The sequence below is a fragment of the Streptomyces sp. 3-6 genome, from assembly GCF_056323165.1.
On sequence record NZ_JBWHZP010000002.1, the window covers coordinates 1 to 13,566 of the forward strand.

The 13,566-nt window shown below is 74.3% G+C and carries 13 protein-coding genes and 1 pseudogene; 11 read left to right on the forward strand and 3 right to left on the reverse strand.

Annotation, left to right across the window (positions count from 1 at the left end):
* A partial coding sequence (locus tag AC02VZ_RS04245; RefSeq protein ID WP_476474542.1) for a transposase occupies positions 1 to 409 on the forward strand: 409 nt, incomplete at its 5' end.
* A 37-nt stretch (positions 410 to 446) separates the two neighbouring features.
* Here AC02VZ_RS04245 and AC02VZ_RS04250 read toward each other — a convergent pair.
* Positions 447 to 1,283 carry a helix-turn-helix domain-containing protein gene (locus tag AC02VZ_RS04250; protein WP_476474543.1) on the reverse strand — a complete coding sequence of 279 codons (837 nt, stop codon included), beginning with the start codon at positions 1,281 to 1,283 and terminating at the stop codon, positions 447 to 449.
* Positions 1,284 to 1,471: 188 nt separating this feature from the next.
* Between AC02VZ_RS04250 and AC02VZ_RS04255 the strand changes: the two genes are divergently transcribed.
* Genes AC02VZ_RS04255 through AC02VZ_RS04265 form a run of 3 tightly spaced genes read left to right on the forward strand, consistent with a single transcriptional unit; the run spans position 1,472 to position 3,819 of the window.
* Positions 1,472 to 1,960 (forward strand): ATP-binding protein, encoded by a 489-nt coding sequence (locus AC02VZ_RS04255; RefSeq protein ID WP_476474544.1) that lies wholly within the window; start codon positions 1,472 to 1,474, stop codon positions 1,958 to 1,960.
* 52 nt (positions 1,961 to 2,012) lie between these two features.
* Positions 2,013 to 2,804: a HEAT repeat domain-containing protein gene (locus AC02VZ_RS04260; protein ID WP_476474545.1), complete on the forward strand. Its 792-nt coding sequence runs from the start codon at positions 2,013 to 2,015 to the stop codon at positions 2,802 to 2,804.
* The gene (locus AC02VZ_RS04265; RefSeq protein ID WP_476474546.1) at positions 2,791 to 3,819 is read left to right on the forward strand and encodes a MerR family transcriptional regulator; all 1,029 of its coding nucleotides are present in this window, start codon (positions 2,791 to 2,793) and stop codon (positions 3,817 to 3,819) included. The genes AC02VZ_RS04260 and AC02VZ_RS04265 overlap by 14 nt, the downstream gene beginning before the upstream one ends.
* Positions 3,820 to 4,077: 258 nt before the next feature.
* Here the strand turns inward: AC02VZ_RS04265 and AC02VZ_RS04270 are convergent, their stop codons facing one another.
* A complete protein-coding gene (locus AC02VZ_RS04270; protein WP_432056495.1) occupies positions 4,078 to 5,340 on the reverse strand; it encodes a PucR family transcriptional regulator in 1,263 nt (420 codons plus the stop codon).
* 186 nt (positions 5,341 to 5,526) lie between these two features.
* On the opposite strand from AC02VZ_RS04270, the gene AC02VZ_RS04275 reads away from it, so the two are divergent.
* The 6 genes and pseudogenes from AC02VZ_RS04275 to AC02VZ_RS04300 all read left to right on the forward strand — a co-directional run bounded on the left by AC02VZ_RS04275 (position 5,527) and on the right by AC02VZ_RS04300 (position 11,323).
* The gene (locus AC02VZ_RS04275) at positions 5,527 to 6,987 is read left to right on the forward strand and encodes an AMP-binding protein (RefSeq protein WP_476474547.1); all 1,461 of its coding nucleotides are present in this window, start codon (positions 5,527 to 5,529) and stop codon (positions 6,985 to 6,987) included.
* Between the two features lie 319 nt (positions 6,988 to 7,306).
* Complete coding sequence (locus AC02VZ_RS04280; protein ID WP_476474548.1) at positions 7,307 to 7,819, forward strand: GNAT family N-acetyltransferase; 513 nt, start codon at positions 7,307 to 7,309, stop codon at positions 7,817 to 7,819.
* A gap of 131 nt (positions 7,820 to 7,950) precedes the next feature.
* A pseudogene (locus AC02VZ_RS04285) lies at positions 7,951 to 8,430 on the forward strand (cupin domain-containing protein); the annotation flags it as partial.
* Positions 8,427 to 9,275: a fumarylacetoacetate hydrolase family protein gene (locus AC02VZ_RS04290; protein WP_432056492.1), complete on the forward strand. Its 849-nt coding sequence runs from the start codon at positions 8,427 to 8,429 to the stop codon at positions 9,273 to 9,275. The pseudogene AC02VZ_RS04285 and the gene AC02VZ_RS04290, both read left to right, overlap by 4 nt.
* A complete protein-coding gene (locus AC02VZ_RS04295; protein WP_476474549.1) occupies positions 9,275 to 9,985 on the forward strand; it encodes a maleylpyruvate isomerase family mycothiol-dependent enzyme in 711 nt (236 codons plus the stop codon). The genes AC02VZ_RS04290 and AC02VZ_RS04295 overlap by 1 nt, the downstream gene beginning before the upstream one ends.
* A gap of 30 nt (positions 9,986 to 10,015) precedes the next feature.
* Entirely contained in the window at positions 10,016 to 11,323 is a 1,308-nt protein-coding gene (locus tag AC02VZ_RS04300) for an FAD-dependent monooxygenase (protein WP_476474550.1), read from the forward strand.
* Positions 11,324 to 11,404: 81 nt separating this feature from the next.
* Here AC02VZ_RS04300 and AC02VZ_RS04305 read toward each other — a convergent pair whose 3' ends face one another.
* Positions 11,405 to 12,340 (reverse strand): GHMP family kinase ATP-binding protein, encoded by a 936-nt coding sequence (locus tag AC02VZ_RS04305; RefSeq protein ID WP_476474551.1) that lies wholly within the window; start codon positions 12,338 to 12,340, stop codon positions 11,405 to 11,407.
* Positions 12,341 to 12,539: 199 nt separating this feature from the next.
* Here AC02VZ_RS04305 and AC02VZ_RS04310 point away from each other — a divergent pair, with 199 nt between their 5' ends.
* Positions 12,540 to 13,565, forward strand: coding sequence for a pyridoxal-phosphate dependent enzyme (locus tag AC02VZ_RS04310; protein WP_476474552.1), 1,026 nt, complete (start codon positions 12,540 to 12,542; stop codon positions 13,563 to 13,565).
* Position 13,566 lies beyond the last annotated feature (1 nt).

The window sequence follows — 13,566 nt, forward strand, 5'->3', positions numbered from 1 at the left end:
CGACGCCCATGTGATCACGTCCATGCCCGGCATCGGCGACACACTCGGCGCCGAGTTCATCGCCGCGACCGGCGGCGACATGAACGCCTTCGCCAGCCCCGACCGGCTTGCAGGCGTCGCCGGACTCGCTCCCGTTCCACGCGACTCGGGCAAGGTCTCCGGCAACCTCCACAGGCCCCGACGCTACAGCCGCCGACTCCTGCGCATGTTCTACATCTCCGCCCAGGTCGCAGCAGTCCACTGCCCCGAATCCCAGCGGTTCTACCAACGCAAACGCGCCGAGGGAAAGACCCACAAGCAAGCCGTCCTGGCACTGGCCAGACGCCGCCTCAACGTGCTCTGGGCACTCATACGCGACCACCGCACCTTCGAGACAGCCATGCCCAGGACCAGTGTCACAGGGGCATGACGCCCTCACGGAACGTCACCGCCCCCGCTTGACAATGTCATTGGGAGTCTCCCAGCAACCTCTCGATGAACTCCAGGGACTCTCTCGGGGTGAGAGCCTGGGATCGGATAATCCCATAGCGGGCGGCGGCGAGCGCCGTCTGCTGCGGGTCGGTCTGGAGAGTGCTGGTCCCCTGAGCCTCCGTGTACGCGAATTTCTTGCCGTCGTCGCGCGTGACGACGGTGAAGGGCCCGTCCACACCGGCGCTTTCCTCGCAGCGGAGCGGAGCGACCTGGATCTCGACGTTGCGCTTGCGGCCGACGGCGAGCAGGTGCTCCAACTGCCCCCGGAGCACGCCGACTCCGCCCAGCGGGCGCCGCAGCACCGACTCGTCCATGACGAAACTCAGCAGCGGCGCGGACGGCCGGTCGAAGATGTCCTGGCGGGCGAGGCGTGCCGCGACCCGCTGCTCGATGGTCTCCTCGTCCAAGGGGGGCCGACGCATGGCGAGTACGGCCCTCATGTACGCCTCGGTCTGGAGGAGGCCCTTGACCACGAGCGTGTCGTACGACAGCAGTTCGATGGCCACCTTCTCCAGGCTTGCCATCCCCTGGAAGAACACCGGGTACTGCGCCCGCTCCACCTGCTCCTTCCACACCGTCAGCAGACCGTCCGCGCCCAGCAGTTCGTCGGCGCGCTCGATGATCCTCGGTGAGGGGATGCGCCGGCCCTGCTCGTAGGACGCGATCGTGGACGCCGAGTAGCCGATGCGGCGTCCGAACTCCTCGCGTTCCAGGCCCGCCCGCAGGCGCAGTGTCTTGAGTGTCTGCCCGAACGCGGCGACGACCGCCTGCCCCGACGTGTCGGCCGTCGTCCCGTCCGTGTCGTCGGCCATGACAGCCTCCCTCCCCGGCTCCGTACCCTCGGTCATCCGTGTCCCCTGTCGCCTCCCGTGCCCAACGGCGGCGCCCGTGATCCCGTCACGCCCCGCGCCTCGTACGCGGGGAGGCGCCGCGCGTACAACGGACCGCGTCGTCGGGTCACCGCTGGTCACGCTGCGCGACCGGCGGGACGGTGGACGGCGTGACGAATCAACTCCCGGGTGCCGTCGGCACCGTCCGGTCCGCGGCTTCGGCCGATGCTCCGAGCCGTACCTTCGAGATGCGGTTCACCTCCACCCCGCGCGGTGCGCGTCTGGCCCGACGGCTGGCCGCGCACCGGCTGGACGCCTGGGGTGTCCCGTACGGGACCGGACCGCACGAGGAGATCGTGGTGGTCGTCGGCGAGCTGACCGCCAACGCCGTGCGGCACGGTCATGTGGGCGGCCGGGACTTCCACCTCCGGATGGAGGTGACCACGTGCCCGGGCACCGTGCGGATCGAGGTCACCGACACGCGGGGCGACCGGACCCCGCCCGGACCGGCGGAGGTGCGGGCGCCGGGGGCGGAGGACGGGGGAGGCCGCGGGCTGCTGCTGGTGGCCGGGCTGGCCGCCCGCTGGGGCTGGTGTCCGCGGTGCGACGGCCCGGGCAAGACGGTGTGGGCGGAGTACCTGCTTCCGGCCACGGGGTGAGGGGAGAGGCGGGGGCGGCTTGACCCTGACATCGTGACAAGGTGTCCCCTGGGTGCAGGAGGTGGTTTCGATCAACCCGACCAACGGAACCCCGCACCCACCGCACACCCGAGTGGCCGCCGCCCTGCGTGCCGAGACCTCGTCGGTGCGGCTCCAGGCGGCGATGGCGGCCGGTTCGGCGCCGGATCCCGCCCTGCTGGAGACGCTGGTCGAGCGGTGCGCGGTCGAGCCGGACTTCTTCGTGCGCGACATGCTGACCTGGGCGCTGATCCGCCTCCCGGCGGACCTCACCCTGCCCCGGTTGCGGGAGGAGCTGGCCTCCGGGCGCGCCCAGGCCCGCAGCCAGGCGCTGCACACGCTGTCCAAGATCGGGGACCGCCGGGCGTACGGCTGGATCACGCGTGCTCTGCTGCACGACGCCGACGAGGTCGCCCGCACCGCGTGGCGGACGGCGGTGGCTCTCGTGCCCGAGGACGAGGAGGAGAAGGCCCGACTGGGCCATGTGCTCGCGGAGCAGCTCGGGCGGGGCGACCGGACCGTGCGGCTGAGCCTGAGCCGGGCCCTCGTGGACCTGGGGGAGGCCGTCTCGCCCATATTGGAGAAGGCAGCGGCGGACCCCGACCCGGAGGTGGCCACGCATGCCGCTGCCACCGAGCTGCTGCGCCGGGACCCGGAGGCCGGGTTCGACGCGGCGGTGGAGGAGGCGAAGCGGGTCGTCGCCCTCGGTCCGGAACGGCTCGCCGCCGCCGAGGAGGCCGCCGCGACCGCGCAGCCCGCCCGGGACCACAGGGGCGGGGCGACCGGGGCCACCGCTTCCGAGGGGGCGCCGCATGCTGATCGGTGAGGTGGCGCGGCGCTCCGGGGTGAGCACCCGGATGCTGCGCCACTACGACACCCTCGGACTGGTGCGGCCGACGGGCCGGACCGTCGGCGGCTACCGGGAGTACTCCCCGGACGACGTCCGCAGGATCTTCCACGTGCAGAGCCTGCGGTCCCTCGGGCTGTCGCTCCAGCAGATCGGGCGGGCGCTGGAGGACCCGGCGTTCACCCCGTCCGCGCTGGTCGGAGATCTCATCCGGTGGACGGAGGACCGGCTGGAACGCGAACGCGAGCTGCTCGACCGGCTGCGCGCGATCGACGCCTCGGGGCCCGGCGACTGGCAGGACGTGCTGCGCGTCGTCGCCCTGATGCAGGGCCTCGGCTCGCCCAGCGCGGCGCGCAGGCAGCAGACGGTGCTCGGCCCGGCCGGTGGTGGCGACGGTGCCACCGAGCTGCTGGCCGAGGCGGTCCTCGCCGAGTCGGATCCGCACGTGGCGGGCGCCCTGCGCTGGGCGCTCGCCCGGTCGCACGACCACGGCGCGGCGGTGGCGGCGCTGGCCGCCGGCCTGGACGCGGACGACGCCGCCGTCCGGCGTCGTGCGGTGCGGGCGGTCGTCGAGCTGGGGGCGGACGCGCCGGGAGCGTCCGCGCTGCTGACGGACGTGCTCGGGGACGCGGACCCGACGGTGCGCGGGCACGCTGCGCTGGCACTGGGGCGGCGCGGCGCCGGGGACGCCGTCCCGGTACTGGTCGCCATGGTCGTCGCCGGAGATCACGACGTGGAGGCGGCCGAGGTCCTGGCGTCGCTGTCCCGGGACCACGGCTGCGCGGACCGGATCAGCACCGCGCTGACCGCCGAACTCGCCGCCCCCACAGCCCGGTCCGCGACCCGGATCCGTCTGGTCCAGGCGCTCGTCGAGCTGCCGGGGGACGGTGTGCGGGAGATCCTCCGGGGCCTGACCCGGGACGACGATCCCGCCGTCGCCCTGGTCGCCTCGGCCTTCGTGACGGTGCTCGACGAGCGGTCCGCCGGGGAGTGAGTGCCCCGGCCCGCAGGTGAGGCTCGAAGGGGGAGTCTCAGTCCGCAGGGGGAGCCCCAGCCCGCGGGTGGGAGGCACAACCGGCAGGTGCAAGGCACAGGCCGCCAGGCGGGAGGCACAGGCCGCCGGGTGGCGGCGCCGTGGCCGGGTGCGATCAGCCCTCCGGCTGGTCTCGTGGTCGTGTGCGGTTCGGTCCGCCGACCGACCTCGTGACCGCGCGCGCACGCCCCACCGGCCGAACCCGCGGCCGTGCGCGGTTCAGTCCGTCGAGCGGCGCAGTGCGCGGGCGCGGAGGGCGACCTGCATCTCGAACTGGGCGGCGGGGTCGCGTAGTTCCTCGCCGAACACCTCCTCCAGCTGGCGCAGCCGGTAGCGCACCGTCTGCGCGTGCACGGCGAGGCGCTGGGCGACCTCGCTGGCGTTGCGGGCACAGCTGAGCCAGCACAGCAGCGTCTCGGCGAGCCGTTCACGCTGCGGGGAGCGCACGGCGTCGAGCGGGGCGAGGCGCTGCCGGGCGAGTTCGTCGACCAACTCCTCGTCGCGGAACAGCAGCAGGGTGGTCAGATGGTCGGCGCACCGGACGAGGCCGGTGCCGGGCAGGATGCCGCGCTGCGCGAGGTCGAGCGCGTCGCGGGCCCAGCGCAGGGAGCGGGCGCCCGCGTCGAGCGGCACGGTGGGGCCGAGCGCGCCGCGCAGGCCGCGTAAGACCCCGGCGACGGCCCGTTCGCGGCCCGGCCCCTCCGGATCGGGCACCACGAGGACGCCCGGCCGGCCGTCGAGCCGGGCGAGGAACTCCGGCGGCACGATGCGGTTGACGGTGTCGGGCTCCCCGGTGTGCTCGGTGACGACGACGGCGATGTCCCGGGGCAGTGGCCACTGCGCGGTGCGCGCGAGTTCGGCGACCGCCTCGGGGGAGACGGCCGCGTCCCCGGTCAGCAGGTCGATCAACCGGCTGCGCCGCTGCTGGAGTTCGCCGGCGGCGTGCAGCCTGGCCTCGGTGTAGCCGCTGGTGGTGGCCGCCGCCATCTCGTCCAGGTGCAGGAACATGGTCTCGCCGAACGCGATGAGTTCCTGCGGCGGAAGACGGTGGACGTCGACGAGTTCGCTCACCCGGCGCCAGGTCACCCGCGCGCCGAGCCGCAGCGCCGCCTGGAAGGAGTCGAGGCTGCGCCCCTCGTCGGCCTCGCCCTGCCCGATGCGCCGGTACGTGGCCCTGACATCGTCCCAGTCCGCCCCCGAGCCGGACAGGCGGGACAGGAAGCCCTCCAGGGCCTGTTCGACGCCCCGGTTGACCACGTGCATGTACGTCTCGTCCGTCGGGCGGGCGTACTCGGGGATCTCGGTGCGGATGGCCCGTACGACGTCCTCGGTGATCTCGCGGAGGAACGGCCGCAGGTGGTCCTGGAGTTCGGCCGGGAGGTCCGTGGCGCGGGTGTCGTCCCGCCGGGGCGGGATCCTGGTGATCCCGGTGCGGGCGTCCTCGTCCCGTCCGGACGGGATCCTGGTGCGGGTGTCGTCCATGGGGCTCCCTCGGTGTCAGGGACATCAAAGGCGGGCCCCGTGACCTTACCGGGGAGTAGGTCCCCGGGCCCGTCGGTGTCCGACAGATCCGGCAGCGATGCTTGTTATGCAAGTGACAACGATACGGTTCGTCCCTGCGCGTCCGCACACAAGTGGTCACAGCGTGCGATGGGTCACCATCCCGGCATGACGGATCTGTTCGAGCGACGGCCCGCCGAGGAACCCGGCGTGGGCTTCTACCCGCACGGCGTCCCGTGGTCCCTGCCCGTGCCCCGGGGCACGCTGCCCGACCTGCTCGACGGCGCGGCCCGCAGGTACCGGGGACGCACGGCCCTGGCCGCCCGGGGGGCCCGCACCGGCTTCCGCGCGTTGCACCGGACGGCCGCACGCATCGCCCCGGCACTGTCCCGGCTGGGCCTGCGGCGCGGCGACCACCTGGCGCTGCTGCTGCCGGACTGCCCGGAGGCGGTGGTGCTGTGCCACGCCGCGTGGCGGCTCGGCGTGGTCGTCGTACCCGGCGACATCCGTGACCCCGGGCGGGCCCTGGCGCACGCGGCGGTGGCCGCCGTCCCGGAGGACCGGCTGTCCGAGGTGGCCGCTCGCGCGGACCGCGCACTCCTGCGTGCCGTGGTGACCGTCCCGGTCGTCGCGGAGGGCAGGAGGGCGGGCGCGTCCTCCCGGACCGGAGGGCGGGAGGGCGCGGGGGAGCCGGTCGCGGCACCGGTCGCGGCCGTCCGGCCGACGGCGGCCGTCCCGAACATCCCCGCCCAGCGCACGAGTTCACGGCCGGCGCACACCGGCCTCGGTCCGCGGGCCGCTCCCGCGCGTCGCGCGCCGGTGGACATCGTGTCCTACCGGGACCTCGACCGGCGGGCGGGCGGCTCGCGGCCGGACCCGGTACGGGAGTGGGACTGGTCCGGCGGTCCCGAACCCGACGACGTCGCCGTCGTCGTGCACCGGCGGGACGGCACCCGGATCTCGCTGCCGCACCGCGCGATCGTGGCGGCGGCCCACCAGATCGCGGCGTGGCACACCGGCCCCCTGCCGCGCCGACCCCGCCTGCTGTCCCTGGTCCCGCTGTCCGACGTGCGGGGGATCGTCCTGGTCACGGCGGCCCTGCTGGTCGGGTTCCGCACGGTGCTGGTGCCCGGCGGCGACCCGTCGCGCGCGCTGCGGGCGGCGCGCCGGCACACCCCCACCGTGCTGGTGGCCCCGCCCGCCGCACTGGGCCGGCTGCTGGCGTGCCCCGCCCGGGAACGGCAGGCGCTGGCCGGGGTGCGCACGATCGTCACGGCGCCGCTGGACGTCACCACCGGCGAGCGGTTACGGGCGGCGGTGGGTGCCCGCGTCGTGGAGGCGTACGGGCCGACCGCCGCCGCGGGCGTCGCCCTGGCCAACCCGCTCACCGACGGTGCCCGCCCGGGGACGGCGGGAGTGGCCCTGCCGCGCACCCGCGCCCGGATCGCCGTCGAGGGGTTCGCCGACGTGGACGCGCTGCCGGGCCACGCCGGTGAACTACTGCTGCGGGGGCCGCAGTTCGGCGACGACCAGGGCCGCCGGACGGGCGGCTGGCTGCGCACCGGGTGCCGCGCGGTGCGCGGACCGGACGGGTTCGTCACCCTGCTGGGGCGGACGGGGGACCGGTAGGTGCGCACGTCTCCGGGATCGCCGGGCCACAGGCCGCAGGCCGCCTGGATCACCCGGCCATCGGGCCACCAGGCCATCCGGCCACCAGGCCACCAGGTCGTCGGGCCACAGGGCCCTCAGGGCCTGAGGTGTCGTCGCCGTGCCGATCACGAGGTTCGTCGAGCGGACGGGAGTCCTGATCGGGTGATCACCGACCCGACCCGGCCCGGCCCGACCCGGCCCGACCCGGCCCAGCCCGGCCCTGCATGAGACCGGACCCGACGGCGGGCGGGAGAAAATCGAAGGAGCGGGTGACCGTGCGCTGTTACGGTCGGGCGCCATGAGCTGGCTTCCCGAGGACTTCGTCCACCCCGTCCTGGTGCCGCTGCCGGGCGGTGGTCATCATCTGCGGCCGATCCGGGAGGCGGACGCCCCGCTCGACTATCCGGCCGTGATGGGTTCGCGTGAGCGGCTGTGGACCATTTTCGGCCCGGCCTGGGGCTGGCCCGCGGCCACCATGACCTACGAGGCCGACCGGGCCGACCTGTTGCGCCACGAGCGAGAGATCGCCGCGCACCAGTCCTTCAACTACGCGCTGTTCGACGCGGCGGAGACGGCCCTGCTCGGCTGCGTCTACATCGACCCGCCGGAGCGGGCCGGCGCGGACGGTGAGATCTCCTGGTGGGTGGTGGACGACCTGGTGGGCAGCGAGGTCGAGCAGGCCCTCGACGCGCTGGTGCCGCGGTGGATCGCCGCCGACTGGCCGTTCGCGCAGCCGCGTTACCTCGGCCGCGACCTCTCCTGGTCGGACTGGCTCGCCCTGCCGGAGCACCCCGACACGCACGTGCGGTGAACGGGTGCGGACGGCACCGGGCGACGGGCCCGGTGCCGTCCGCCCGCCCCGGCCCCAGGGGGCGTGCCCCTCGGGGGAGTGGGGCCGGGGTGGCTCACACGCCGCGGGCTGCACGGCGCGGCTCATGCGGGGTGGGCGCCGCCCCGGCCGGTCCCGGTTCCCCGCTGCTCGCCTACCGCTGGGAGCACACCGACCGCGCCCTCGCCGACCAGCTCGCCCTGGAGGCCGAGGGGTACGAGGGCACCGTGGAGCCCGGCCACGCCGCCGTCCGCTTCTCCGACCCGGCGACCGGCGCCGACGTCCTGCCGACCATCCGCGCCGAGGTGCACCGCGTCGCGCGCGGCGCCGAGACCGCCCCGGTGCGCGAGACCGGCTCCTCGGTCTACCAGGTCTTCGACGGCTCCGGCACGGTCACCGTCGGCGACACCACCTGGTCGGTCAGCCGCGGCGACCTGTTCGTCGTCCCCTCCTGGCAGCCGTTCTCGGTCCGTTCCGAGGCCGGGTCCACCGACTCCGACTCCGGCGCCCTGGACCTGTTCCGGTTCAGCGACTCGCCGATCTTCGAAGCCCTGCGGCTCGACCGTACCCACGTGGAAGGAACCACCCGATGAAGCTCGCCACCCTCCGCACCGGCGGCACCACCCGCGCCGTGAAGCTGGACGGCGACGTCCTGGTCGACCTCGGCGCCCCCGACCTGGGTGCCCTGCTCGCCGAGGACGGCTGGGCCGAGCGCGCGGCGGCCGTCACCTCCGACGGCGCCACCACCTACCCGGTGGCGGGCGCCGACTTCGCCCCCGTGGTGCCCGCCCCCTCAAAGGTGGTGTGCGTCGGCCTCAACTACCGCAACCACATCCAGGAGATGGGCCGCGACCTGCCCGAACACCCCACCCTGTTCGCGAAGTTCGCCGACTCCCTGATCGGCGCCACGGACGACATCGTCCGGCCGGACGAGACCGAGCAGTTCGACTGGGAGGTCGAGCTCGCGGTGGTCGTCGGCAAGGGCGTGCGCCGGGCCCGCGGCGAGGAGGCCGAGCAGGCCGTCGCCGGCTTCACCGTGCTCAACGACATCACCTGCCGGGACTGGCAGTTCCGCACCCGCGAGTGGCTCCAGGGCAAGATGTGGGACTCCACCACCCCGGTCGGCCCCTACCTGGTGACCCCCGACGAGCTGCCCGGCGGCGTCCGCCCCGCCCTCGACGTCACGCTCACCGTCGACGGCGAGGTCATGCAGTCCGACACCACCGGCGACCTGCTGTTCGACCCGGTCGACCTGGTGGAGTACGTCTCGACCATCACCCGGCTGAACCCCGGTGACATCATCGCCACCGGCACCCCCGGCGGCGTCGGCCACGCCCGCAAGCCCGCCCGCTACCTCCTCGGCGGCGAGCGGATCGTCACCGAGATCCAGGGTATCGGCCGGCTGGAGAACACGGTCGTCAAGGAGAAGTCCGCCTGATGGCCCGCACCTTCGACCAGGCCCGCGACTGGAGCCGGCACGGCACGGAGCTGCTGCTGAAGGCCGCGGACGGTCTCGACGCCGCCGCCTTCGCCGAGCCCAGCACCCTGCCGGGCTGGAGCCGGGCCCACCTGGCCGCGCACGTCGCCGCCAACGCCGAGGCGCTGTCCAACCTGGTGCACTGGGCCGCCACCGGCGAGCCCACCCCCATGTACGCCTCACCCGAGGAACGCGCCGCCGGCATCGAGCGGGGCCGGGCCCTGCCCGCCGCCGAGCTGACCGCGTGGCTGCGCTCCTCGGCCGAGGCGCTGGAGGCGGGCATGGCCGCGCTCGGCGAGGACCAGTGGCGCCGCGAGGTGGTCACCGCGCAGGGCAGGACGGTGCCGGCCACCGAGGTGCCCTGGCTGCGCTCCCGGGAGGTGTGCGTGCACGCCGTCGACCTGGCGGCCGGCGTCACCTTCGCGGACCTGCCGGAGGACTTCCTGGCCGCCCTCTGCGACGACGTGGTGGCCAAGCGCTCCGCCGCCCCCGGCCCGGCCGTGACCCTGCGGGTCCCGGCGGGCGACACCACCTGGAACCTGCCCGGCGACGGCGAACCCGCCCTGGTCGAGGGCACGTTGCCGGACCTCGCCGCCTACCTCACCGGCCGTGGCGCCGGGCCGCGCACCGCCGACGGCGGGCCCGCCCCCACGCTGGGCGCCTGGCTCTGACCAGGGCCCGCGAACCGTAAGGAACCGATCATGAACCCTGAACCCACCCCCGCCGGGCGGCCCGACGTCCTCGTGGTCGGCGGCGGCCTCGGCGCCGCCTTCGCCCTGTCCCGCAAGGGGCTGCGGGTCCGTGTCCTGGAGCGGGCCCCGGCGTTCGGCGAGGTCGGCGCGGGCCTGCAGATCGCGCCCAACTGCACGCGCATCCTCCACGAGTACGGGCTCCTGGACGAGGCCCGCGCACTCGGCGTCGTGCCCGAGGCCATGGTGATGCGCGACGCCCTCGACTCCAGCGAGCTGACCCGGCTGGACCTGCGTGACCTGGAACGCCGGTACGGCTTCCCGTACATGGTCATCCACCGCAGCGACCTGCACGGCATCCTGCTGCGCGCCTGCGAGCGCGCCGGGGTCGAACTGCTCACCGACCGCACGGTCGTGGACTACGAGCAGACCGACGACGGCGCCCTGGTCCGGCTGGCCGACGGCGGCACCGAGGAGGCCGGCCTGGTGATCGCGGCCGACGGCCTGAACTCCGTGGCCCGCGCCCAGCTGGTCGGCGACGACGTGGTCAGCTCCAGCTACGTCGCCTACCGCGCGGCCGTGCCGATCGAGCAGGTCCGGGACAACGGCGTCGCGGAGAACGACGTCACCGTGTACGTCGGCCCGCGCTGCCACTTCGTCCAGTACGCCCTGCGCGGCGGCGACATGTTCAACCAGGTCGCCGTGTTCGAGTCGCCCAAGGCCCTGGCCGGGCAGGAGGACTGGGGCACCCCCGACGAGCTGGACGCCGCCTTCGAGGCGACCTGCGACTCCGTGCGCCAGGGCATCCCGCTGATGTGGCGGGACCGCTGGTGGCGGATGTTCGACCGGGACCCGGTCGACACCTGGGTCCACGGCCGCATCGTCCTGCTCGGCGACGCCGCGCACCCGCCGCTGCAGTACATGGCGCAGGGCGCGATCATGGCCATCGAGGACGGCTGGGTGCTCGCCGAGCACTACGGGCGGCTGGCCGAGGCCGCCCCCGAGGGCACCCGTCCCGCGTGGGACGGTGCGCTCGCCGCGTACCAGGCGGTCCGGGTCGAGCACTGCCGCCGGATCCAGACCACGGCCCGCACCTGGGGCGAACTCTGGCACCTGGACGGGGAGTCGCGGCTGCGGCGCAACGCGATCATGCGGGCGCGGGACACCTACGACTACCACTTCACCGACTGGGTGTACGGACCCACCGCCCTGACTCCCCACGAGGAGCCGCCCATGTTCACCCCGATCCCGCTGTCCTCGGCCGAGCCCGAGGAGACCGGGGGAGGAGCCCTGGCGGCGACCGGCAGCGGCACGGCGTAGACCCTCGACGCCCGCCGCCGGCCCCGCGCCGCCCCCACCGCCGCCCACGCCCCCTGCCGGGGCCGTGGGCGGCGGTGTTTCTCATGCGGGGACCGGCGGGGCCGGGGCGGCGGGGCGCGCGGTCCCGGAGAAGCCGAGCGTGCGGTAGACCGTGACCCCTTGGCCCCTCTCGCCCCCGTGGACGCGGTCCGTGAGTTCTCCGCACGCCTGGGCCGCGGCGGTGACGCGGTGGGTGTACGCCGGGTCCGCGGTGTCCAGCAGCACGCCCAGGGCCGTCCCGCTGTGACCGACGGCGACGCCCAGGCCGCCGACCTCGCGGCAGATCTCGCACAGCGGGTCCAGCAGGCGTTTCGGACGCAGCGCCTGGTTCATCAACGCGCTGCGGGTGGCGATCCGGCCCACCGCGGCGAGGTCCTGGGCCCGCACGGCGAGGGTGAGCCGGTCCAGCAGGCGCGCGTACTCGTGCCGGTCGGCCGCCGTGAAGGGCTTCGGCAGGCGGTTGAAGGCGACCGTGTCGACCGCGCCGCCCTCGTCCACGGCCACCACGGCCATCGGCGGCAGTGACCCGAGCACCGCCCGCAGCCGCACGCTGCGGTGGTGGAAGGCGACGATGCCGGGATGCAGCACGCCGTCGGTGGGCTCGATGCGGGCCAGGAGCCGCTCGATGCGCCCGGCGGGCAGCGCCAGCCCCAGGGCCTGTCCCACCGCCCGCGCGGTGGCGACCAGATCGGCGGACGAACTGGCCAGCCCTTTGCCCTCCGGGAGCAGACTGCTGACCGTGAGCACCCCGCCGACCGGCCGCGGGGCCTGCCCGACGAGGAGCCGGGCCAGCCGCTGTGCCTTGCGCTTCCCGGCCGGCCGCACCACCACGTCGGTGGCCGCCGGGTCCGGCCGGAAGACCGCTCGCGACCACCGCGCCACCGGCAGGGTGACCAGGAAGTCCCCGTCCTCCTCCGGCAGTTGCCCCTGCAGGAGCTCGCCGAAGGTGCCGTGGGCGGTACCCGTTCCGGTACGCACGTGTGTCCTCCCCGAGGGGGCGTCGGTCGCCGCAGGTGAAAGTGAAAACCATTTGTACGTGAGCCCCGCCCGGCGGGGCAACCCCGGATTCCGGGCGGTCGCCCGAGGATCTGCGGGGACCTCTACCGATGTTGACAATCATTTTCATTTGATGTGATGCTCACGCCGGTCCCGTCACCGACCCGACAGGAGGACCGGTATGGACCCGCACATCGCGGAGGCGGTCAAGAGACCGGATCTCATCTCGCTGCGACCCGGCCTGATCTGCCTCCGCTTCGAGAGCATGAAGGTCCACTCGGCCCTCGGGGCGGTGCGCCACCTCCTGGAGACCGGCGCCGTCCGCCCCGGTGACACGCTCGTCGACAGCTCCAGCGGCATCTACGCCCACGCACTCGCCCTCGCCTGCCACCGCTACGGGATGAAGTGCCACATCGTCGGATCCACCACCGTCGACCGCACCCTGCGCGTCCAGCTGGAGATCCTCGGCGCCACCGTGGAACAGGTCCGGCCCTCCGAAGACCTGCGCCTGGACCAGGAGTCGAGGGTGCGGCGCATCGCCGAGATCCTGGACCGCAACCCGACGTACCACTGGATGCGGCAGTACCACGACGCCATCCACTACCTCGGCTACCACGAGGTGGCCGCCCGGATCGACCGGGAGATCCCCGACGGCCCCCTGACACTGGTGGGCGGAGTCGGTTCGGGCGCCTCCACCGGTGCCCTCGTCACCTGGCTGCGCGAGGCGGGCCGCGACGTCTCGCTGGTCGGCGTGCAGCCCTTCGGCAGCGTCACCTTCGGCGCCCAGCACGTGACGGACCCCGACATGATCATCGCCGGGATCGGCAGCGCCATCGAGTTCCGCAACGTCCGCCACGCCCTCTACGACCGCGTCCACTGGGTCGGCTTCGACTGCGCCGTCTCCGGAGCCGTCCGACTCCTGCGGGACACCGGCATCTTCGCCGGCCTGTCGGCGGGCGCCGCCCACCTCGCCGCCCGCTGGGAACACCGCCGGGAAGGCTCCCGCACCCACGTCTTCATCGCGGCCGACACCGGCCACCGCTACGTCGACAGCGCCTATGCCCGGCACCGGGAGGCGCAGGACCCCGACGCCCTCGCACCGCACGAGATCACCGACCTGCGGGACCTGCGGCGCCCCTGGTCCACCGCCCCCCGTGCCGCCCTCCGCCTGCCGAACTCCCCCCGCCCCACCGACGACAGGGACTGAC